Consider the following 21,310-nt stretch of genomic DNA (forward strand, 5'->3'; position numbering starts at 1 on the left):
GTGGAGCTCTGAATCAGCCGCTTCCGGAGCCTTCGTCGGCGCTCTGGTCGCTGTCCTCACTGCCACTGCCGCTGGTCCCGTCGGCCTTGGACTGTGCCTCCTCGGCCCGCTTCAGCGCGTCCTCCAGGTCCTGTTGGGCCCGGCCGTACGCCTCCCAGTCGCCGTCCTTGAGGGCCTGCTGGCCCTCCTCGAACGCCTTCTGGGCCTCCTCCAGGGCCTGTTGGACCGTCGGGTCGCCGGATGCCGGCGGCTCGTCGGTGTCCTCGTCCCCGTCGTCCACCGGTGGCTCGGTGGGCGAACCCTCGGTCTCGAACACCTTGTTGAGCGCCTCGTCGAGGGTGTCCTCGAAGGCGGTGTTGCCGCCGTAGGTGACCAGGACCTTGCGCAGCAGCGGGTACTTGAGGCCGCCGCCTCGCACATAGACCGGTTCGACGTAGAGCAGTCCGCCGTCGAGCGGGACCGTCAGGAGGTTGCCGTACTCGACCTGTGAGTCACCTCTCTTGAGGAGACTGATGGTCTCGGCGATGTCCTGTTCGGAGTTGAACTGGCTCTGGACCTGTTTGGGTCCGTCGATGGGTTCGCTGGTCGGCAGTTTGAGGACTCTGATCTTGCCGTAGTCCTTGGTGCCCGCCTCGGCGTTGACCGACACGAAGGCACTGAGGTTGTCCCGGCCGTTCGGGGTGAGCGTCGTGGTCAGCGAGAACGCCTGTCCCGACTGGCCCGGCAGCTTCATGCTCAGGTAGTACGGCGGGACCGCGTTGCCCGAGGTGTTGGTCGGGTCGTCCGGGACCTGCCACACCTCGCTGCCGCTGAGGAACGTCTCGGCGTCCTTCACGTGGTAGCGCGTCAGCAGTTCGCGCTGGACCTTGAAGAGGTCCTGCGGGTACCGCAGATGGGCCAGCAGCGAGTCCGAGATGGCGTTCTTCGACTCCACCGTGCCCGGGAACGCCTTCATCCAGGTCTTCAGCACCGGGTCCTGGGTGTCCCACTGATAGAGCTTGACCTGACCGGTGTACGCGTCGACGGTTGCCTTCACCGAGTTGCGGATGTAGTTGACCTGGTTCTGCTGGGCCACCACCGCGCGCTGGCTGTTGTCCGCGGTCAGCGAGTCGGCCGTCGTGTCGCCCAGGGTGGTGCGGGAGGCGTACGGGTAGCCGTTGGTGGTGGTGTACGCGTCGACGATCCACTGGATCTTTCCGTCGACGACGGCCGGGTAGGCGTCGCCGTCGATCGTCAGCCAGGGGGCGACCGCCTCGACGCGCTCCTTGGGCGTGCGGTTGTACAGGATCCGCGAGCCCTCTCCGATGGCGCCGGAGTAGAGGATCTGCGGCTCGTTGAACGCTACCGCGTACGCGGCCCGGTTGACCGGGTTGGCGAGGTTGATACCGCTCTTGCCCTTGTAGCTGGTGGTCTTCTCACCGCTGTCGTCGGAGTAGTCGATCTCCTTCTGGGGACCGCCGACGATCGAGTACTGGGTGGTCTTCTCGCCGTAATAGACCCGCTGCTGGTACTGGCCCAGGTCGCCCTTGGACGGCAGGTCGGACTCCGTGAACACCGGGCGGCCGCCGGAGGTGGCCTCGGTGCCCTTGGCGGCGACCACACCGTAGCCGTGGGTGTAGCGGAAGTGGTCGTTGATCCAGTTGTTCTTCGGGATGCCGGCGAGGTTCAGCTCGCGCAGACCGATGACGGTGTCCTGCTCCGAGCCGTCCTCGCCGCTGTACCGGTCGACGTCCAGGTTGGTGGGGAACGCGTAGTAGTTCCTCATCTGCTGGAGCTGTTGGAACGTCGGCGAGACGATGTTCGGGTCGAGCATGCGGATGCTCGCCGTGGTGTCGGCGTCCGCACGGAGCTTGGCCTTGTCAGTGGTGTCGCTGACGCCCGAGTACTCCTCGACCTCGGTCCCGTCGATGCCGTAGGCCTGACGGGTCGCCTCCAGGTTCTTCTCGACGTACGGCGCTTCCTTGGCCTGCTCGTTCGGCTGGACCTGGAACTTCTGGACGATCGCCGGGTACAGCCCGCCGATGAGGATCGCGGAGAGCACCATCAGGCCGAAGCCGATGAGGGGCAGCTGCCAGGTACGCCGCCAGATGGTGGCGAAGAAGAGCAGGGCGCAGATGACGGCGATGCAGAACAGGATCGTCTTGGCCGGCAGATACGCGTTCGCGTCGACGTACCTCAGGCCCGTCCAGTTGCCCGTCGCCTTGAAGTCGCTGGACTTCACCGCGAGGCCGTACCGGTCGAGCCAGTACGCGACCGCCTTCAGGGCGACGAAGATGCCGATGAGCACCGACAGGTGGCCGGTGGCCGCGGCGGTGGCACGGGCACCCGGGGAGGTGACCCGCAGGCCGCCGTACAGGTAGTGCGTGAGCGCGGCGGCGAGCACCGAGAGCACGGCGGCGGCGAAGCCGAAGCCGAGCAGGAAGCGGTACCAGGGCAGGTCGAAGGCGTAGAAGGCGACGTCCAGGTCGAACTGGGGGTCCTTCTGGCCGAACGACACTCCGTTGACCCACATCAGCCAGGTGCGCCACTGCCCGGAGGCGGAAGCGCCGGCGATGAGGCCCACCAGGGAGGTGATCCCGAGGAGCAGCCACTTCTTGTAGGGCGCGATGCCCATGCGGTACCGGTCGAGGCTCTGCTGCTCCATCGACATGGCGCTCAGCGGCGGGCGCAGCCGGTGCGCCAGCCAGATGTTGAATCCGACCGAGGCCGACATCAGCAGACCGAAGACGAAGAAGAGCCCGATCTTCGTCCACAGCGTGGTGGTAAAGACGGACGAGTACTTCACCGAGCGGTACCAGAGCCAGTCCGTCCAGAACCCGGCGAACATGACGAACGCCATGCCGAGGACGGCAAGGACGCCCAGGGTCATGAGCAGCGTCCGGACACGTCGGGACGGTCGGCCCACTCTGATCCGCGGCCCTGTCGGGCCTCCGCCGCGGTCCGGCATCTGGAAAGCCAAGGTGCGCACCTCGAAGTTCGCTGTCGATACGTCAGGCCCGCGTCTACGGACCCTCCACCGGGCCCCGTGATCGCAGGGGCCTCACCTATGCAACTTACTCACGCTTTACTCGGTTCCCGCTTCCGGGAACGAACGAGGCAGGATTGTGACCATGTCCAACACTCCCATGGCAGCGAACCCCCTCACTCAGGCTGTGCTCGAGATCGACGAGTACGCCTCGGGCCTCGGCTGGGACCAGCCCGCTCGCCTCTTCGCCCTCGTGGATACCGCGCGTCTGCGGACCCAGGAACCGGCCCTCGCGGCCCAGCTCGGCCTTCAGGACGGGTCCCAGACCACCGGTCTCACCCCCATCGAGCAGGACGAGATCCCCGCCGGCAAGGCGCTGGACGAGTTCCTCGGCACCATCGCCTGGCCCGACTCGGTGGTCGGCTGCGCGCTGACCGTGGAGCGGCTGATGCTGCCGCCGTCCGCCGAGGCCTCCGTCCCGGAGAACCTCGACGGGGCCCGCCTCACCAAGTGGGTCGCCTCCCACCCTGACCGTCAGGAGGTCCGCATGACCGTCGCCGTCCTCCGCGACGGTTCACGGGACTCGGCCCTGCGCCTGCGCGAGAAGGACACCCCGACCGAGGTCCTCACCGGCCCCGAACTGGTGCCGGGCCTGGCGGATGCCCTGTCCGCGACGTTCGTGGGCTGATCGGCAGAGCCTTCCGACAGCGGCCTTCGACAGGGACTTCGGTACGGCGGTGGGGGCGTCCCCGGGCTTCGGGGGCGCGCCCACGCGCGCGTGCACGTCGATCGCGGCTGTGCGGGTCAGCCCTTGGTGGTGCACTTCGGCAGGTCGGCGGTGTCGCCGGAGCGGATGTCCGCCAGGGCACCGAGCGCGTCGTCGATGGTGTCGACCTTGACGAGGGTGAGTCCGTCGGGGGTGTCGTCGGCGGCCGCCGCACAGTTGTCCTTGGGCGTCAGGAAGTACTCGGCGCCCTTGCTGCGCGCGCCGACCGTCTTCATCTCGATGCCGCCGATGGGGCCGACCTTGCCCTCGTCGTCGATGGTGCCGGTGCCGGCCACGAACTTGCCGCCCGTCAGATTGCCCGGTGTCAGCTTGTCGTAGATGCCGAGGGAGAACATCAGCCCGGCGCTCGGGCCGCCGACGTCGGCGAGCTTGATGTCGATGGTGAACGGGAAGGTGTGGTCGGTGCCGGCGGAGATCCCGACGATCGCCCGCGCCTCGCCCGAGTCGTCGGACTTGGCCGTGGTGATCGTGACCTTCTCGGTCTCGGTCGCCGTCCTGTTCTTCTTCTCGGCGGCCGCCTGCGCCTTGACGGGCACGATGACGAAGTCGACGTCCTCGCCCGGCTTGTGCTTGGTGACCAGCTTCGCGACGTCCTCGGGTGCCTTGACCGTCGTACCGTCGACCGACTTGATGACGTCACCGGCGTGCAGCTTGCCCTCGGCCGGGGTGCCCTTGAGGACGGTGGAGACGATCACCCAGGACTTCACCGGGATGTCCAGCTCCTCCAGGGCCGCGACCTTGGCGCTCTCCTGGGACTGGCTGAACTCCTCGGCGTTCTCCTGCGTCGACTGCTCCTCGGTCTTGCCGTCCGGGTACAGCGTGTCGTGCGGGACGACCTTGTTGTCGTGTGCCAGCCAGCCATAGACGGCCTCGACGAGGTTCATCTTGTAGTCGGCGCTGGTGACGCGGACCGTGGTCATGTTGAGGTGCCCGGTCGTGGCGTACGTCTTGCGTCCGGAGATCTGCAGCACCGGCTCGCCCTCGTGCTCCCCCAGTGTGTTTACCGTCGGCCCCGGCGACATCTCCGCATAAGGCACGGGAATGAACACCCCCGCGCACAGGAGCGCGATCAGCATCAGGGTGGAGGCGAGCATCGTCGCAGTGCGGCGTGGCATGGAACGACAGTACGGGACAGGTCTGTCAGTGCACTGTCGGGGCCGTCCGTCCGGGGCGGGGGTGGGGGCCACCGTGCGGAGCCGCCGCTAGCCGCCGGTGTGGGACCTCTCCATGGCCTCACGGAAACGCGTGTACCCCGCGAGTTCGGTGCCGTCCTCGATGCTCTTGCGGTTCCGGCCTGCCCACCCGCCCCACAGTCCGGCGCCGATCGCAGCCACAAGCGGAACCAGCAACCAGGCGAGAGCCGCCATGCCGACCTCCCAACCCCGATGAAGCGACCGCAACTGACTGATCAGCAGATTATCCGCCCGCACCGTCAACGCTCGCGCCGGGGGGCGGGTTACGCAACCGGAACGCGTATGGACGCATTCCGGTCACGGTCTCAACAGGCTCCGACCCATTCCTCCGTACCGTCGGAGAACTTCTGGTGCTTCCAGATGGGCACTTCGTGCTTGAGATCGTCGATGAGCCTGCGGCACGCCTCGAAGGCCTCGCCCCGGTGCGGACACGACACAGCGACGACCACGGCGAGGTCTCCGACCTTCAGCTTCCCCACCCGGTGCACGGCCGCGAGCGCCCGCACCGGATACTCCGCGACCACCTTCTCCGCGATCCGCCGCATCTCCGCCTCGGCGGTCGGATGACACGAATAGCCGAGTTCGTCGACATCGGCTCCTCCGTCGTGATTCCGCACGGTCCCCACGAACAGCGCGGTCCCCCCGGCCGCGTCGTCCCCGACCGCCCGGAACACCTCGTCGACGGAGAGCGCGCTCTCCCGGACACCGATCAGCTTGATGGGCTCATCGGCCCCCAGCTCCCCGGGGTGATCGTCAGTCACTGCCATACCTCCATCGTGCCCCACCCGGTCCTCTGGACGCTCTCAGAGCCGCCGCCGGGCCTTCCGAGCCCGCCGCACCAAGGCCGCCGTACCCAGCAGCGCGACCGTCGCACCGGCTGCACCCGCGGCCGTCGCGTCCTTGCGGCCAAGCCGTCGACCGGCCAGGGTGTGCCGCCCGGCGACCTCCTCCAGGAGCTCCGCGAGGACCTCCTCGTTCGTCCACTGGGGCCGCCACCCGGCCTCGTGCAGTCGGCTCCCGCTCACGACCCACGGGTACATCGTGTAGGCCAGGTCCCCGGCCGGCGACGGCGTCAGCCCGATCCGGTGCAGCCGGGCGGCGGCGCCCAGGGCTACCGCGGACGGCAGCTCCATGCGCCGGATCCCGCTGAGCTCCTCGACCTCCTCCTGCTCCAGCCACCCCTCGCAGCCGACGGCCAGCTCCCCGTCGACCTTCTCCAGTACGGCGTACTCCAGCGCACTGCACAGATCCTCGACGTGACAGAACTGCCAGGCGGGCCGCGACCCGGCCACCACCAGCAGCCGAGGCGACTCGAAGTACCTGGTCAGCGCCGTGTCCGTACCCCCGATGAGGGTGGCCGGTCGGACGACGGTGACATTGAGGCCCGGATGGGCGCGCGGCGCCCGGCGCGCGAGCCGCTCGATCTCCAGCAGGTCACCGACCCCGGTCGCCTCGGCGGTCGCCCGCAACTCCGCGTCCTCCGAGAGCGGCAGCTCGTTGTCGGGCAGCGCCCCGTAGACCATCGCCGAGGTGCACAGCACGACCCGGTGCACCCCGGCCGCGGCGGCCGCCGTGAGCACGGTCTGCGTGCCGCGCACGTTGAACGCGCTGCGGGCCGCCGAGTCCGTGCCCAGGTCGAGGTCGACCGCGAGGTGCACCACGACGTCCGCCCCGCGGAGCTTCTCCGCGATGGCCGGATCCCGTACGTCCAGGATGTGCCACTGGGCGGCCGCGCACTCGCCACGCCGCTCGTCGATGGCGATGACCTGCCGGATCTCGTCGGACTCGGCCAGTCGCTCGGTGAGCAGCGCACCGACGCCGGACGCGGCGCCGGTGACCGCGACGACGGGCCCGCGCACAACGGGACTGGTTGATTGGTTTCGCGCTGCGCGAACCTGCGGATCTGGGGAACTCACCGGGCGTCTCCAGCGGTTGTCTTCAGTACGAACGCGGGTGACGCGTACGTACCAGGTGGCATCCATCCTGCCGCAGGCCATCGGTCGGCGGAGCACCGAGGCCCGAACGCGCCGCGGTGTCTACCCTGGGTGGTGTTCGGGCAGCCGTGCCGTCGGAAGAACCGATGGCCCTATCAGCCGAGGAATCCCGTGAGTGACACCCCATTCGGATTCGGCCTTCCGCCGGAGGAGCCGGACGACGGCGACGAGGGCAAGAAGAAGGACCAGGAGAGCGGTGGTGGTCAGGGACCGGCCAACCCGTTCGGCTTCGGGTTTCCCGGGGCCGGCGGACCCGGCGCCGACAATCCGTTCGCCGCGATGTTCGGTTCCATGAACCCCACCGACCTGGGCGCCGCCTTCCAGCAGCTGGGCCAGATGCTCTCGTACGAGGGCGGCCCGGTGAACTGGGACATGGCCAAGCAGATCGCCCGCCAGACGGTCTCCCAGGGGACCGCCGACGGCACTAAGGACGCGAGTGTCGGCCCCGCCGAGCGCACCGCGGTCGAGGAGGCCGTCCGCCTGGCCGACCTCTGGCTGGACGACGCGACGTCCCTGCCGTCCGGCGCCGGCAGCGCCGTGGCGTGGAGCCGCGCGGAGTGGGTGGAGGCGACCCTGCCCGCCTGGAAGGAGCTCGTCGACCCGGTGGCCGAGCGCGTCGGCGGCGCCATGGGCGACATCCTGCCGGAGGAGATGCAGGCCATGGCCGGCCCGCTGATCGGCATGATGAAGTCGATGGGCGGCGCCATGTTCGGGCAGCAGATCGGGCAGGCCGTGGGCGTGCTCGCGGGCGAGGTCGTCGGCTCCACCGACGTCGGCCTGCCGCTCGGCCCGGCCGGCAAGGCCGCGCTGCTGCCGCTGAACGTGGAGGCGTTCGGCAAGGACCTGGGCGTGGGCAAGGACGAGGTGCGGCTCTACCTGGCGCTGCGCGAGGCCGCCCACCAGCGGCTCTTCGCCCATGTGCCGTGGCTGCGCTCGCACCTGTTCGGCGCGGTCGAGGGCTACGCGCGCGGGATCAAGGTCGACACGGCCAAGCTGGAGGACGTGGTCGGCCAGTTCGACCCGCAGAATCCCGAGGAACTGCAGCAGGCCCTCCAGCAGGGCATGTTCCAGCCGGAGGACACCCCGGAGCAGAAGGCCGCCCTGGCCCGTCTGGAGACGGCTCTGGCGCTGGTCGAGGGCTGGGTGGACGCGGTGGTGCACGCCGCCGCGAAGCCGCGGCTGTCGTCCGCCGACGCCCTCCGCGAGACGCTGCGCCGCCGCCGCGCCACCGGCGGCCCGGCCGAGCAGACCTTCGCCACACTGATCGGCCTGGAGCTGCGCCCGCGCCGCCTGCGTGACGCCTCCCGTCTGTGGGCGTCCCTCACGGACGCGCGCGGCGTCGACGGCCGCGACGCCCTGTGGGCCCACCCGGACATGCTGCCCACCGCCTCCGACCTGGACGACCCGGACGGCTTCGTGCACCGCGAGCAGCTGGACTTCTCCGAGCTGGACAAGATGCTCGGCGAGGCCGCGTCCGGTTCCACCGAGAAGCCCGACCCGAAGAAGCCCGACCTGAAGAAGAAGGACGACGACACCGAGTGAGCCTGCACGACGACGCGGTCCTCGTACTGAAGAGCTACGAGGACCAGGCCGAGCTGCGCCAGGCGTACCTCGACCACCTGGCGGCCCACCCGGACGGCATGTGGAAGGCCTGCGGCGACGGGCACATCACGGCCAGCGGCCTGGTGATCGATCCCGAGCACGGCCGGGTGCTGCTCACCCTGCATAAAAAGTTGCGCATGTGGCTCCAGATGGGTGGTCACTGCGAGCCCGAGGACACGACCCTCGCGGGCTCGGCCCTGCGCGAGGCGACGGAGGAGTCCGGCATCGCGGGCCTGACGCTCCTGCGGGGCGGTCCGGTCCGCCTCGACCGCCACCACACCCCGTGCGCCTGGCATCTGGACGTCCAGTACGCGGCCCTCGCCCCGGCCGGAGCCGTGGAGGCCATCAGCGACGAGTCGCTCGACCTGCGCTGGTTCCCGTACGACGAGGTGGCGACCGTGGCCGACGAGTCGGTCGTACGGCTGCTGGAGGCCACACGGGCACAGCTCTGAGCCGCTCTTCCGTGTGGCGTCGGCCCTCGATCGGCGTGGAGCCGAGGGGCTGTGGGGAGGCCCCCGCCGGGGGGACGGACGCGGTAAGGGGCGACCGCAATGGCGGTCGCCCCTTACACCTGCTCGGAACACCTGCTCGGAACTGATCCCACGCGGGTGATCAGTTGCGGCTGCCCCCGAGCGAGTTGCCGCTCAGCCCGCCGGAGCCCACGCCGAACTGTCCGAGCACCCCCGACGTGCGCAGATGTTGCGGCGGCAGCAGCTCGCTGGGCTGGACCAGGACGTGCCCGGTGCCCCCGAAGTGCATCTCCCAGCCCTCACCGGTGGAGCCCCTGCGGCGCCACACGGCGGAGGTGGAGGTCGGCGCCTGGAGCTGGGTACGCAGCGAGGTGGACCAGGCGATGACGGCGTCCGAGTCGACGCAGATGTTCTTCTCGGGGGTCACTTCGAGGGCCAGCGGCTCGCCGGAGGTCATCAGGACGATCTTGCCGCCACCGGACAGCTCCAGGTTGTACGCCCCTGCCGAGGCCACCTCGACGGCGCTGTCCACGGCGACGATGCCGACGTTCAGCGAGCCGTCGAAGGCGAGGACGGCGGAGGAGTCGACGGTGATGCCGCGGCCGACCTCCATGATGTGCAGGTACTGCGCGAAGTTGGCGAGATACACGATCCCGTTGCCCTTGCAGCGCATGAGTTCGAGCCGCTCACCGGTCATCCGCTCGGCGTTGCGCCAGCTGCGATTGCGGTACTGACTGTCGAAGTCGACCTGTCCCTCGAAGGCGACCATGGCGCCCTGGCGGGCCAGGACGGGACTGCTGCCGATGGTCACGTCGGTCTTGAGCAGCTGCGGATTCTGCAGTGTGTAGCGCTCGGTGTGATTCACCGGGATGTGCGCGAAGAGTGTGCTGTGCATGGTGTGCTGTTCTCCTCTCAGCCCCGGTCAGCCACGGATCTTGAAACGGTCGCCGGTGTCCTCGCTCGGCTGGACGACCACGAAGCCCTGCCCCTTGAACCCGATCTGGAAGGCCTCCCCGCTGCCCCGGCCGATGAGCGCGCCGGCCTTGATGGTGCGGCGGGCCTTCATGTCGAGGCCGTCGGTCCAGGCGATCAGCGCGTCCGGGTCGACGTAGGTCTCCCGTTCGCCGCAGTCGAGGGAGATCGGCACGCCCCGGCTGACCAGGGCGACCCATCCGGTGCCGCGGATCACGAGGTTGGTCAGGCCGGAGCCGGAGAGCTTGGCGAGGCCCTTGACCGGCTCGATGGTGAGCTGGAGGGAGGCGTCGCAGGCCAGCAGGGTGGGGCCGTTGACGGACAGCGCCTCGTTGTTCAGGTGCAGGATCAGGACGTCACCGCCGTAGTCGGCGAGGTACAGGTCCCCGTCGCCCCGGCAGAGCATCAGCTTGCCGCCCTCGCCGCTGACCATCTCCTCCGCGCTCCGGCGCAGGGTGGCGGGCGGCCCGTCGAACTGTACGTAGCCGTCGTACGCGATCATCGAGCCGGCCTTGGCCAGGAGGTCCTGGCCGGTGGCCATGGTGACCTTGAGCGTCTTAGAGCTGTGCACTCCCATACGGATGCCGGTGGACGCGGAGCGGTGGGCGTTGAGTGTCTGGAGGTCCATGCTCTGCCTCACACCTCGAAGGGCTGGACGACGACGAAGTTGCCGGGGGCACCGCGGAACTGGAGGTTGACGGCCTCCTGGGTCTGCCGGGCGTACCCCGAGCGGCGCAACCTCAGCGAGGTCGTGGTGACGGCCTGCGCGCCGGCGGACCAGGCGATGACGGCGTTGCCGTCGACGTAGGTGGCCGGGCCGACGGGCAGGACGACGGGAATGCCGCGCGTCTTGACGACGACTGCTCCCGTGCCGGAGAAGAGCATGCTGAACAGTCCGCCGCCGGGCAGACCGGCGCCCTCGATACGGCGGATCTCGGTGTCGAGCGCCTCGTCGAAGGCGAGGACACCGCGCGCGCTGGTGTAGAGCTGCTCGTTCTCCAGGCGGATGACGAACAGGTGGCTGCCCTCGTCGGCCAGGAACACCTCGCCGTCTCCGGAACAGCGCATCAGGGCCATGCCCTGGCCGGTGAGCTGCCCCGTCAACTTGCCGAGCAGGCCGGAACCCTTGTGGGCGAAGTCGATGTCGCCCTGGTAGGCGACCATGCTGCCCTGCTTGGCCAGGATGTTGGCGCCCTTGGTGAGCGTCGTCCGCACGAGCTGCGGGTTCTGCTCGGTCCAACGGTCACCGACGGGTGCCTCGGAGTACTTCGTCAGGACGACGCGCAGCCCCGCCTCCGGGGGCACGGGCGCGAGCGCCGTGGCGCCTGCGAAGGGCTGAGCCTGTCCCGGGAAGGCCGCGGGGGCACCCGGTGGCGTGAACGGGCCGCCCTGGGGCGCAGCACCGGGAGGCGTGAAAGGCCCACCCTGCGGCGGGGCGCCGGGCGGGGTGAAGGGGCCGCCCTGCGGCCCAGGTGCGGGTGCGGGCGGGGCCGGGGGCGGGAAGGCGCCGCCGGGCGGGGTGTTCAGCGGCGCGACGATGGTCGGCGCGGCATGCACGGCGGGCGAGGGCGCCGGAGCCGGTGCGGGCACCGGGGCGGCAGGCGCGCCGAACGCGGGCGGGGCGAAGCCGGGCGCGCCGTCGCCCTGCGGCTGCTGCGGTACGGGGGCGGGCTCCTCCTCGGCGACCTCGCCGCCGAAGTTCTTCAGCAGCGCGTCGAGGCCGCCGTCGAAACCCTGTCCGACGGCCGCGAACCGCCATACGTCCTTCACATAGAAGTCGCCCAGCATCACGGCGCGCTCGGTGGAGAACTCGGAGCCGTCGAACGGGTACCGGGCCACCTCCTCGCCGCCCGCGACGATACGGACGTAACCGGGCGCGATCTGCGACATCTGCCCGTCGCCGTCGATCGTCGCCGTGAAGGACAGCTTCTGGATCTGCGACGGGATCCTGTCGAGCGTGACGCGGAAGGACTCCGTGTCACCCGACTGGGCCCCCAGGAGCTGGATCGACTCCTCAGGGGTCTTCGGCTGGTTGAAGAAGATGAAGTAACGGTCGTCCGAGAGCCGCTCGTCGGCATCCAGGCCGAAGCAGCTGATGTCGAAGCTCAGCCCGGGGGCGGAGATCTGCACGCCCACGTACAGATCCGTACCCGCGGTGAGATCACTGATCTTGGCCTTGTGGCCGCGTTGGAATTCCCTGCCCATGCGTAACGACCGTCCCCCATCCCGAAAGTGAGTACGCCTGCGAGCGCGTCGCGCCAGGCTAACCGCAAAGTCCTGAGGCGTACGAGGCTGGTACAGAGCCGGTACAAAAACGCGACTTCGCCTACCAAGCTCCACGAAAGGGCACGCGCGCGTGAGGGGACCGTTTCGCATCGCTCGGCCTCAGGCCCGCAGGTCGCGACCGGTCTCCGGGTGGCCGGCCGCGCGGTGGTGTCACTCGTCGCGCGCGGCCGGCGGATGCGGCAGCCGGTCGGCGGCAACCACCCCTTCGAGGTAGCCGCGAGCGCGCTCGGTACGTGGATAGGCCTCCAGCAGCTGCCAGAAACGTGGCCCATGACCGGGTACGAGGAGGTGTGCGAGTTCGTGGAGGAGGACGTAGTCGACGACGTACTCGGGCATGCCCTGCAGCCGGTGCGAAAGGCGGATGCTGCCCTCGGCCGGGGTGCACGATCCCCAGCGGGTGTTCTGGTTGGTGACCCAGCGGACCGAGGTCGGCCGGGCCCGACCGCCGAAGTACTGGTCCGAGAGCCGGGCGGCGCGCTCCGCCAGCTCGGCGTCGCCGAGGAGCCGTTTGCTTTCCTGCGCGGCCAGCTTGTCGAGCATGACGCTCACCCAGCGCTGCTCCTCCGCCTCGGACATCCGAGCGGGGATGAGCACGACGGTGCGATCGCCCTCTCGATACGCGGAGACCGTTCTGCGCCGTCGCGCGCTCCTGCGGACCTCGATCGCGCTCGCCCCCGAGCCGCTTGGCGGCTGGCTCGTCGTGCTGCGCTGTGGCTTTCCGGCGCGGTGCAGTGGGTCGGCGGGCACGCCCCGACGTTACCCGCTGCACACGGGGGAAGTCCCGCCTCTGGGACGGTTCGATATCGATCCGCACTCCGAGCGCCTGATTTGTACGACGAATGCCGTCACCTGTGGACAACTCTCGACACCCTCCGTCGCGGTCCGTACATGCTGGCACTCGTCGGCGGACCAGGCACTCGCACCGTCGACACACGGGGACCTATTTCTGGCTACGGGGGCCGATCATGCATCCGATGGTGAAGCCCGCGCTCCGGCGCGGCTGGCGGGATCTCAACACTGTGCAGTTCGGTCTGGCGCCGGCGCACGCCATGGTGCTGGGACCGATGGACACGGCGACTGGCAGCTTCCTCGCACTGCTCGACGGCACACGCGGGCTGCCGCTTCTGCGCGACGAGGGGCGCCGCATGGGCTTGCCGGACGGTCATGTGGACGGGCTGGTGGACCGGCTGGCCCGGTCCGGTCTGCTGGACGACGCGACGGGCGGCGGCCCGGCCGCGGACGACCTGCGCGGCAAACCCGCGGTCCTGGACCGACTGCGCCCGGACGCCGCCACGCTCTCGCTGGTCGCCTGCGCGCCGGGCGATGCCATGCAGCTTCTGGCCGCCCGCCGCTCACTGAGAGTGCAGGTACGGGGCGCGGGGCGGGTCGGGGCGGTGCTCGCCTCCTTGTTGTCGGGTGCCGGTGTCGGTGAGGTCGATGTGCGCGATGTCGGCCGGGTCGAGCCCTGGGACGTGACGCCGGGTGGTCTGCCCGCCGAGTCGATCGGCGAGCGCAGGGACATGGCCGCGCGCCGGGCCGCACGCCACGCGGCGCCCGACCGCCCGCCCCGGCGCCGTCGCGGACCTCAGGCGCCCGCGGACCCGGCCGAGGACAGGCCGGTGAACCGTCTCCGCGAGGAGCCCGGCCACTCGCTGGTCATCCTTGCGCCACGCGACGGAGTCGATGTCCACGCCCCCAAGCCCGGTGCCGCCGAACCGCTCATCGCCTCGGGCACACCTCATCTCTATGCCGGGGTCGTGGAGGGAACGGGGATCGTGGGCCCACTGGTCCTGCCTGGTGAGACGGGTTGCGCCGGCTGCCTCGATCAGGGGCGCGCCGACCGCGACGAGACCTGGCCGCGGCTGGTCACACAGTGGCGTTGCGGCCGCCCTCGCCAGGTCGAGGCCTGCGATCTGGCTCTGGCCACGACCGTCGCCGGACTGGCGGCGGGCCATGCGCTCGCCTTCCTCGACGGGCAGCTGCCGTCCAGCGCGGGCGCCCGTTGGGAGGTCTCACTTCCTGGGTTCGACTGGCACGCACGCCCGGTGTGGCCGCATCCGGAATGTCCCTGCTCGGCCGCTGAAAAGGGTGCCGTCGGAAAAGGTAATGGGGAACACACCGCTAAGGACGGGGAGCCGCACGAGACAATGGCGGGGCATCAGCGGTCAACGAGGTTGTCCCGCAAGGTACACGCGGCACGGCCTGCTGGGACTTGGAGGGCGCATGTCTGATCTTCCCCGGAAGGCGGTCACCCGGACCGCCAAGCTCGCCGCGCTTCCGCTCGGCATAGCAGGTCGGGCCACCTGGGGACTCGGCAAGCGAATCGTCGGCGAGTCGGCGGAGCTCGTGGGCCGGGAACTCCAGCAGCGCACGGCGGAACAGCTGTTCAAGGTCCTGGGCGAGCTGAAGGGCGGCGCGATGAAGTTCGGGCAGGCCCTGTCCGTCTTCGAGTCGGCGCTCCCCGAGGAGGTCGCGGGTCCCTACCGGGCGGCGCTGACGAAGCTCCAGGACGCGGCGCCACCGATGCCGACCCGGACGGTGCACTCCGTGCTGGAGGAGCGCATCGGGCAGGACTGGCAGGACCTGTTCCTGGAGTTCGAGGAGAAGCCGGCCGCCGCGGCCTCGATCGGCCAGGTGCACCGCGCGGTGTGGCACGACGGCCGTGCGGTCGCCGTCAAGGTGCAGTACCCGGGCGCGGGCGAGGCCCTCCTCTCCGATCTCGGCCAACTCAGCCGGTTCGCCCGGCTCCTGGGCCCGCTGATCCCCGGGATGGACATCAAGCCGCTCATCTCGGAGCTGCGCGACCGGGTCTCCGAAGAGCTCGACTACGGCTTGGAGGCCCAGGCCCAGCAGGCGCACGCGGAGGAGTTCGCGGGCGATCCGGACGTCGTGGTCCCGGCCGTGGTGCACCAGTGCGAGCAGGTGTTGGTCACGGAGTGGATGGACGGCACCCCACTCTCGGAAGTGATCACCGACGGCTCACAGGAGCAGCGCGACCGGGCGGGCCAACTGCTGACCCGTTTCCTCTTCTCCGGCCCGGCCCGCACCGGCCTCCTCCACGCCGACCCGCATCCGGGCAACTTCCGCCTCCTGCCGGACGACAAGCACGGCTGGCGCCTCGGCGTCCTCGACTTCGGCACGGTGGACCGCCTGCCGGGAGGCCTGCCGACCCCCATCGGTGAGGCCCTGCGCCTGACCATCGAGGGCGAGGCTGAGGCGGTCTACGAGATGCTCCGGGCGGAAGGCTTCGTGAAGGAGTCGATAGACCTGGACCCGGACGCGGTCCTCGACTATCTGCACCCCATCATCGAACCGGTCCGGGCGGACGAGTTCGCCTTCGCCCGCGGCTGGATGCGCAGCCAGGCCGCCCGCATAGCCGACCCTCGCTCTCCCGCCCACCAATTGGGCAAACAGCTGAACCTGCCCCCGTCCTACCTGCTCATCCACCGGGTGACCCTGAGCACCATCGGCGTCCTGTGCCAACTCGGCGCGACGGTCCGCATGCGCGATGAACTGGAGGAGTGGCTGCCGGGGTTCGTCCTGGAAGAGGAGGAGAACGAGGCGGCCGCAGAGGCCTGAGCGGGTCACCACCAGGTCGAGTCCAGCCGGCCCTCGATCGCTCTGAGGTTCTCCCGGGCGCAGGTCCCGCAGAAGTAGTGCCGTCTGCCTTTCTCCACGGAGTAGATCCACAGTGGCTGGGGCGCTTCGGCGGCGGTCCCGCAGCGGGCGCACACGAGGGTCTGGGGTTGTGCGGCGCAGCCGCTGTTGTCGCCGTCCCCGGAAAGGCTCGTCACGCGGCGACGATATCGCCGCGGCCGACCGATCCGTGGTCACCACACACCGCGGGGGCCGGTCCCTTCGGACCGGCCCCCGCGGGGAGCCACTGCTATCGGTGGTTCTTCTGATGTGCCTGTTTCGGCCCGTTCATGACGGTTGCCGCGTGGCGGCTACTGCATGACCGCCATGGCGAGCGCACGGCGGGCGCGCATCGAGGCGCGCTCGGCCCGGCGCTGCATCCGGCGGGCCGCCACCAGGCGCATGCCCCGGCGTTCCTGCTCGGCCTGGTGCAGGCGCTCGTGCATATGCGCACGAGCCAGGGCTTCTGGCATGAGATGCATTTCTCGGGTCCTGTTCTGATGCGAGGCGTTCGCCCCGGTGGTGGTGAAGTCTGGAATCGCGGAGCCGGCGGGCTCGCTCGTGGACGGCTTCATCGGGGCCTGCTTCTTGGGGTCGTGCGTGAGGGGGCGGTCGATCGTTCCGGTGATGTTCATGCCGTGACCGGGTTCTTGCGCGGGCGACCACGAGGCCGCTTGCGGGCCACAACGACACCCTGGACGAAGAGCTCGCCACCCCAGACGCCCCAGGGCTCACGCCGCTCCTTGGCGCCGGCGAGGCAGGCCTCCATCAGCGGGCAGGTGCGGCAGAGGGACTTGGCGTACTCGACATCGGCCGGCGACTCGGCGAAGAAGACCTCCGGGTCGTAGGAGCGGCAGGGGACGGGTACGCCGAGGTTCTCGATGGCGTCGTCGAGCGCGGTGAGCGCGGTGAGCGGGATCAAGGTGGAGTCCTCCGTGAGGCCGGGCGGGGGGATCGTTTCGGAAGGCGGTACGGACGGGGCGTGCGCTTCGAGTTGCACGGTTGGGCTTCCTCGTCTGGTCGTTTCCGGCCTGTTGGCCGAATGGCGGCTGGTACCGGGTTCTTTTCTTGTCCCGAGGCCCCTTCGCTCTGCAGCCCCCGGTCGGGGACAAACAGAAGGGCCGCGGATCCCGGGTGGGGTTCCGCGGCCCTGAAGGCGCCGGCCTGATCGTCGATCAGGCTGGATCACTCCAGGGTTCAGGCCCACGGAAGGCCCACATCAGGTGGTGCTGCGTCGTCTGCTTCCGGAATCCGGCACCGGCCGCCGCAAGTGCATAGGCATGTGCCTGTGCCGTTACTGCTGCTCCCAGTGCCTTGGTCGGTCGCTCATTGCGCTCACGGACGGGGAGACCCGCCAGAGACACGGAGGACGCCGGACGGCCACCACTGATGGCGGACAGACCGGTGCCCAGGTTCGAGACGCCGGGCATGCACAGGGAGACGGCCGAGCGATCGGTCATTTTGGCCGTGCTGATGAAGCTGGTGTTGATGCTGATCACTGGACTCGCCTCCTCTCGGCGTCTTTGGGGACCGGTGCGAACCGATCCGACGAATATGAAGTACATCACGAAACCGGGGCCTTCGAGAAGGCCGCCGTTCCCGTGGCTAAGAACCTATGGGGATTCCTGGGGCATGCGCAAACTATTTTTTCGACGAGTTCGTATCAGTCGTTCTCGTCCTCGCCTCCAGGCTCCCGACCTGCGCAGATGTCGAGAACATCGGCGCCGTACCGCTGAAGCTTGCGGGCCCAGACGCCGGGGACGCGACCGAGTTCAACCGGAGTGCTCGGCCCCGCTTCCGCGATGGCCATCAGGGTCCGGTCGGTGAAGACACAGAAGTCCGGCTGGCCGCTGCGTCCGGCCTGGACGGCCCGCCACTCGCGCAGCCGCTCGTAGAGGCCCTCGTCCATGTCGGAGGGGCAGTCCTCGCAGCGCATCAGTTTCATCTCGCCGGCGTCCCGCAGGGTGCGGCCACAGACACGGCAGCGGGCCGGGGTCCGGCCGGTGCGGCGTGGAGCCGACTCGGTGCCGCCGCTCGCGAAGCCACCAGACCTGCCGGCCGCCGAACCCGGTTCGACGCCGCCGGAGCCGCTCGCGCCGCTCCGGCCCGCCGTGGCGGTGGAGCCGGGGCGCAGGCCGTTGAGGAAACGGCTGGGGCGGCGGTTGGGACGGCTTCCGGGCGAGCGGGACAGGGCCCAGGAGACGGAGAGCTGTTGCCGGGCGCGGGTGACGCCCACATAGAGGAGTCGTCTTTCCTCCTCGACCTGTTCGTCCGTCCTGGCGTAGCTGATCGGCATCATGCCCTCGGCGACACCGACCAGGAAGACGGCGTCCCATTCCAGGCCCTTCGCCGAGTGCAGCGAGGCGAGGGTGACCCCCTGGACGGTCGGGGCGTGCTGGGCGTTGGCCCGTTCGTCCAGTTCCGCCACCAGGTCGGCGAGCGTGACGTCGGGCTTGGCGGCGGTGAAGTCCTGGGCCAGGTTCACCAGGGCCGCCAGTGACTCCCAGCGTTCCCTGACCGCGCCGGAGCCCGCAGGCGGTTCGCCGGTCCAGCCCTCGCCGGACAGCACGGCACGTACCTGTGAGGGGAGGTCGACGACGTCATCGAGGAGGGTGTCGTTGCCGCCGAAGCGGGCAGCGGCTCTCAGCGCGGACCTCGCCTTGCGCACCTCGGGGCGATCGAAGAACCGCTCGGCGCCGCGCAACTGGTAGGGCACTCCGGCGTCGGCGAGGGCCTGTTCATAGGTCTCGGACTGGGAGTTCGTCCGGAACAGGATGGCGATCTCGCTCGCGGGGACCCCGGAGGCAATGAGGTCGCGGATGCGGCGGGCGGCGCCCTCGGCCTCGGCGGGCTCATCGGTGTACTCGGTGTAGCGGGGCTCCGGGCCAGGGGGCCGCTGGGAGATCAGTTCGAGACGATGGTCGGCGGCGCGGCCGCGGGCCTGGGACAGCAGGCCGTTGGCGAGGTGGACGACCTGGGGGGTGGAGCGGTAGTCGCGGACGAGCTTGACGACGGTGGCCCCGGGGTGACGGTGACGGAAGTCGAGCAGATGGTCGGGAGTTGCACCGGTGAACGAATAGATCGTCTGGCTGGCGTCGCCCACGACGCACAGGTCGTCGCGGTCGTCCAGCCACAGTTCCAGGAGGCGCTGCTGGAGGGGGCTGACGTCCTGGTACTCGTCGACCACGAAGTGCTGGTACTGGGAGCGGATCTGCTCGGCGATGTCGTGGCGGTCCTGGAGGATGCCGACCGTGAGCAGGAGGACGTCCTCGAAGTCGATGACGGCGCGCTCGCGCTTGAGGTCCTCGTACGTCGCGTAGATCTGGGCGATCTCGGCAGGGTCCCGGGGGGCCTCGCGGCCGTACTTGGCGGTTGCGGCAGCGTAGTCGGCTGGGACGGTCCTGGTGACCTTGGACCACTCGATCTCGGCGGCGGCGTCCCGTAGTTCGTTGCGATCGAGACGGATGCGGCAGGCGGCCGCCGCGTCCGCGACGAGTTGGATCTTACGGTCGACGATGCGCGGCATGCCGCCGCCGACGGCCTTCGGCCAGAAGTACTGGAGCTGGCGCAGCGCGGCCGAGTGGAACGTCCTGGCCTGGACGCCTGCGGCGCCGAGCTGGCGGAGGCGGCCGCGCATCTCTCCGGCGGCGCGGTTGGTGAAGGTGACGGCGAGCACGCTGGCGGGCTGGAGCATCCCGGCGCGGACCCCGTAGGCGATGCGGTGGGTGATCGCCCGGGTTTTGCCCGTGCCGGCGCCCGCCAGCACGCACACCGGACCGTGCAGGGCGGTCGCCACCGCGCGCTGCTCGGGGTCGAGCCCTTCGAGCACCGCGTCGGCCGAGTCGGGGACACGTGGGAAGAGGGTGGAGTGCGTTGCTGCTGTCACATGGCCATGCTGCCAGGTCGCCGGAGACGGCTGAGCAAGTTGTCCACAGGCAGGCACTCGCAGTCGTACTAATGCGGCAGGCGCCCCTGTGTTCCGTGCGGCGAGCGGACCCGCGCGGTGGTGGACACCACCCGTGTAGGGGAATGGAGGGCCTGTCGCGTACGTTCCACTCACTGCGGATACGCACCCCCTCGAACCGTGAAGGAGCGCCAGGGACATGGCGGGCACTGTGACGATGTACAGCACCACGTGGTGCGGCTACTGCCGCCGGCTGAAGGGCCAGATGGACCGCGAGGGCATCACGTACAACGAGATCAACATCGAGCAGGACCCGGAGTCGGCGGCGTTCGTGGAGAAGGCGAACGGTGGGAACCAGACGGTTCCCACCGTCCTCTTCCCGGACGGTTCGACGCTCACGAACCCCTCGCTGGCGCAGGTCAAGCAGAAGATCGGCGCGTAGGGCGGGGCGGACAGCCCCTAGCCGGTGCGACCTCGGGTCGGCAGGGGTTTGCCGTACCAGAGTTCGATCAGTCGGGCCGCGATCGAGATGCCATAGGGAGGCAGGACCTCCTCGGACTCGAACGCGGCCCGCAGCTCTTCGCGGGAGAACCAGCGGGCCTCGTGGATCTCGTCGCCGTCGACGTTCACGGTGGTCGAGGTGGCGCGGGCCATGAAGCCCAGCATGAGGCTGGAGGGGAAGGGCCAGGGCTGGCTGGCGATGTACTCGACCTGGCCGACGGTGATGCCGACCTCCTCGTGGACCTCGCGGCGCACGGACTGCTCGATGGACTCGCCGGGCTCCACGAAGCCCGCGAGCGTGGAGAAGCGGCCCTCGGGCCAGTGGACCTGGCGGCCGAGCAGGATGCGGTCCTCGTCGTCCGTGACAGCCATGATCACCGCCGGGTCGGTGCGCGGGTAGTGCTCGGCTCCGCAGGCCTGGCAGCGACGGATGTGGCCGGCTGCCGCGATGATCGTGCGCTCGCCGCAGCGGGAGCAGAAGCGGTGGGTGCGCTGCCAGTTCTCCAGGCCGACCGCGTGCGCCATGAGGCCGGTGTCGCGCGGTGACAGCAGCATGCCCGCCTCGCGCAGTCCGGCCGGGCGCGCGGACTGGTCCATACGCCCGGGGAGGGCGTCCTTCTGGAGTGCGAAGTAGCTCACACCGTCCGCGTCGGTGCCCAGGAAGTAGCGGTGCGCCTCGGTGAGCGGGGCCTCGAAGGAGGGGGTCATGACGAGTTCGGTGGTGCCGTCCGTCGTCTCGTCGATGAGGACCTGTCCGCCGGAGACCACGAAGCAGCGGGTCGTGGGGTGGCTCCACGCCGCCGCGAGCCAGGCCTCGTCGAGCCGGTGGTGGGCGGCTCGGTCGATGCCGCTCGGGGCGGTGAGTGCGATGGGTCGGTCGGCGGTGTGGTCGGTCCAGGTGGTCACGGGTGCTTCCAACTCCCCCGATGAAACGGTTTGTTTGGGCGGGTGGTGCGGCTGGGCGTACGGCGGGCGGGTGCGCTGGGACGTGGGGGCCTTC

The 21,310-nt window shown here is 69.8% G+C and carries 21 protein-coding genes; 6 read left to right on the forward strand and 15 right to left on the reverse strand.

Annotation, left to right across the window (positions count from 1 at the left end):
• Positions 1-13: 13 nt before the first annotated feature.
• Positions 14-2,947 carry a UPF0182 family membrane protein gene (locus I8N67_RS22645; RefSeq protein WP_200305030.1) on the reverse strand — a complete coding sequence of 978 codons (2,934 nt, stop codon included), beginning with the start codon at positions 2,945-2,947 and terminating at the stop codon, positions 14-16.
• A 163-nt stretch (positions 2,948-3,110) separates the two neighbouring features.
• Here I8N67_RS22645 and I8N67_RS22650 point away from each other — a divergent pair, with 163 nt between their 5' ends.
• Entirely contained in the window at positions 3,111-3,653 is a 543-nt protein-coding gene (locus I8N67_RS22650) for a PPA1309 family protein (RefSeq protein ID WP_234046109.1), read from the forward strand.
• A 116-nt stretch (positions 3,654-3,769) separates the two neighbouring features.
• Here the strand turns inward: I8N67_RS22650 and I8N67_RS22655 are convergent, their stop codons facing one another.
• The 4 genes from I8N67_RS22655 to I8N67_RS22670 form a co-directional block, all read right to left on the reverse strand.
• Positions 3,770-4,867, reverse strand: coding sequence for a YlbL family protein (locus tag I8N67_RS22655; protein WP_200305003.1), 1,098 nt, complete (start codon positions 4,865-4,867; stop codon positions 3,770-3,772).
• Positions 4,868-4,954: 87 nt separating this feature from the next.
• Positions 4,955-5,119 (reverse strand): hypothetical protein, encoded by a 165-nt coding sequence (locus I8N67_RS22660; protein WP_200305004.1) that lies wholly within the window; start codon positions 5,117-5,119, stop codon positions 4,955-4,957.
• Positions 5,120-5,250: 131 nt separating this feature from the next.
• Positions 5,251-5,712: a molybdenum cofactor biosynthesis protein MoaE gene (locus I8N67_RS22665; protein ID WP_200305005.1), complete on the reverse strand. Its 462-nt coding sequence runs from the start codon at positions 5,710-5,712 to the stop codon at positions 5,251-5,253.
• A gap of 36 nt (positions 5,713-5,748) precedes the next feature.
• Positions 5,749-6,861 carry an SDR family oxidoreductase gene (locus tag I8N67_RS22670; RefSeq protein WP_200305006.1) on the reverse strand — a complete coding sequence of 371 codons (1,113 nt, stop codon included), beginning with the start codon at positions 6,859-6,861 and terminating at the stop codon, positions 5,749-5,751.
• Between the two features lie 189 nt (positions 6,862-7,050).
• Here I8N67_RS22670 and I8N67_RS22675 point away from each other — a divergent pair, with 189 nt between their 5' ends.
• Together I8N67_RS22675 and I8N67_RS22680 are read left to right on the forward strand one after the other, a co-directional pair.
• Complete coding sequence (locus I8N67_RS22675; RefSeq protein WP_200305007.1) at positions 7,051-8,481, forward strand: zinc-dependent metalloprotease; 1,431 nt, start codon at positions 7,051-7,053, stop codon at positions 8,479-8,481.
• Complete coding sequence (locus tag I8N67_RS22680) at positions 8,478-8,993, forward strand: NUDIX hydrolase (protein WP_200305008.1); 516 nt, start codon at positions 8,478-8,480, stop codon at positions 8,991-8,993. Before I8N67_RS22675 ends, I8N67_RS22680 begins: the two co-directional genes overlap by 4 nt.
• Positions 8,994-9,153: 160 nt before the next feature.
• Here I8N67_RS22680 and I8N67_RS22685 read toward each other — a convergent pair whose 3' ends face one another.
• The 4 genes from I8N67_RS22685 to I8N67_RS22700 all read right to left on the reverse strand — a co-directional run bounded on the left by I8N67_RS22685 (position 9,154) and on the right by I8N67_RS22700 (position 13,016).
• Complete coding sequence (locus I8N67_RS22685; protein WP_200305009.1) at positions 9,154-9,906, reverse strand: AIM24 family protein; 753 nt, start codon at positions 9,904-9,906, stop codon at positions 9,154-9,156.
• Positions 9,907-9,933: 27 nt separating this feature from the next.
• Positions 9,934-10,611: an AIM24 family protein gene (locus I8N67_RS22690; protein ID WP_200305010.1), complete on the reverse strand. Its 678-nt coding sequence runs from the start codon at positions 10,609-10,611 to the stop codon at positions 9,934-9,936.
• An 8-nt stretch (positions 10,612-10,619) separates the two neighbouring features.
• A complete protein-coding gene (locus I8N67_RS22695; protein ID WP_200305011.1) occupies positions 10,620-12,188 on the reverse strand; it encodes a TerD family protein in 1,569 nt (522 codons plus the stop codon).
• Between the two features lie 231 nt (positions 12,189-12,419).
• Positions 12,420-13,016, reverse strand: coding sequence for a M48 metallopeptidase family protein (locus tag I8N67_RS22700; RefSeq protein WP_200305012.1), 597 nt, complete (start codon positions 13,014-13,016; stop codon positions 12,420-12,422).
• Between the two features lie 218 nt (positions 13,017-13,234).
• Between I8N67_RS22700 and I8N67_RS22705 the strand changes: the two genes are divergently transcribed.
• Both I8N67_RS22705 and I8N67_RS22710 read left to right on the forward strand, forming a co-directional pair.
• Positions 13,235-14,500: a TOMM precursor leader peptide-binding protein gene (locus I8N67_RS22705; RefSeq protein ID WP_200305013.1), complete on the forward strand. Its 1,266-nt coding sequence runs from the start codon at positions 13,235-13,237 to the stop codon at positions 14,498-14,500.
• On the forward strand, positions 14,493-15,848 hold the full coding sequence (locus I8N67_RS22710; RefSeq protein WP_200305014.1) for an ABC1 kinase family protein: 1,356 nt from the start codon (positions 14,493-14,495) through the stop codon (positions 15,846-15,848). Before I8N67_RS22705 ends, I8N67_RS22710 begins: the two co-directional genes overlap by 8 nt.
• 5 nt (positions 15,849-15,853) lie before the next feature.
• On the opposite strand, the gene I8N67_RS22715 is transcribed toward I8N67_RS22710, so the two are convergent.
• The 5 genes from I8N67_RS22715 to I8N67_RS22735 form a co-directional block, all read right to left on the reverse strand.
• Positions 15,854-16,063: a hypothetical protein gene (locus I8N67_RS22715; protein ID WP_200305015.1), complete on the reverse strand. Its 210-nt coding sequence runs from the start codon at positions 16,061-16,063 to the stop codon at positions 15,854-15,856.
• Positions 16,064-16,216: 153 nt separating this feature from the next.
• Positions 16,217-16,540 carry a putative WhiB-interacting protein gene (locus tag I8N67_RS22720; RefSeq protein ID WP_200305016.1) on the reverse strand — a complete coding sequence of 108 codons (324 nt, stop codon included), beginning with the start codon at positions 16,538-16,540 and terminating at the stop codon, positions 16,217-16,219.
• Complete coding sequence (locus I8N67_RS22725; RefSeq protein WP_020119791.1) at positions 16,537-16,905, reverse strand: WhiB family transcriptional regulator; 369 nt, start codon at positions 16,903-16,905, stop codon at positions 16,537-16,539. Before I8N67_RS22725 ends, I8N67_RS22720 begins: the two co-directional genes overlap by 4 nt.
• A gap of 175 nt (positions 16,906-17,080) precedes the next feature.
• Positions 17,081-17,404: a hypothetical protein gene (locus I8N67_RS22730; protein ID WP_200305017.1), complete on the reverse strand. Its 324-nt coding sequence runs from the start codon at positions 17,402-17,404 to the stop codon at positions 17,081-17,083.
• Between the two features lie 164 nt (positions 17,405-17,568).
• Positions 17,569-19,848, reverse strand: coding sequence for an ATP-dependent DNA helicase UvrD2 (locus tag I8N67_RS22735; RefSeq protein ID WP_307835322.1), 2,280 nt, complete (start codon positions 19,846-19,848; stop codon positions 17,569-17,571).
• A 160-nt stretch (positions 19,849-20,008) separates the two neighbouring features.
• On the opposite strand from I8N67_RS22735, the gene I8N67_RS22740 reads away from it, so the two are divergent.
• Positions 20,009-20,251 carry a mycoredoxin gene (locus I8N67_RS22740; RefSeq protein ID WP_200305019.1) on the forward strand — a complete coding sequence of 81 codons (243 nt, stop codon included), beginning with the start codon at positions 20,009-20,011 and terminating at the stop codon, positions 20,249-20,251.
• Between the two features lie 17 nt (positions 20,252-20,268).
• Here I8N67_RS22740 and nudC read toward each other — a convergent pair whose 3' ends face one another.
• Positions 20,269-21,216: an NAD(+) diphosphatase gene (nudC, locus tag I8N67_RS22745; RefSeq protein ID WP_200305020.1), complete on the reverse strand. Its 948-nt coding sequence runs from the start codon at positions 21,214-21,216 to the stop codon at positions 20,269-20,271.
• Between the last annotated feature and the right edge of the window lie 94 nt (positions 21,217-21,310).

The organism is Streptomyces adelaidensis (assembly GCF_016598475.1).
In the GTDB taxonomy this organism is placed as follows: domain Bacteria; phylum Actinomycetota; class Actinomycetes; order Streptomycetales; family Streptomycetaceae; genus Streptomyces; species Streptomyces adelaidensis.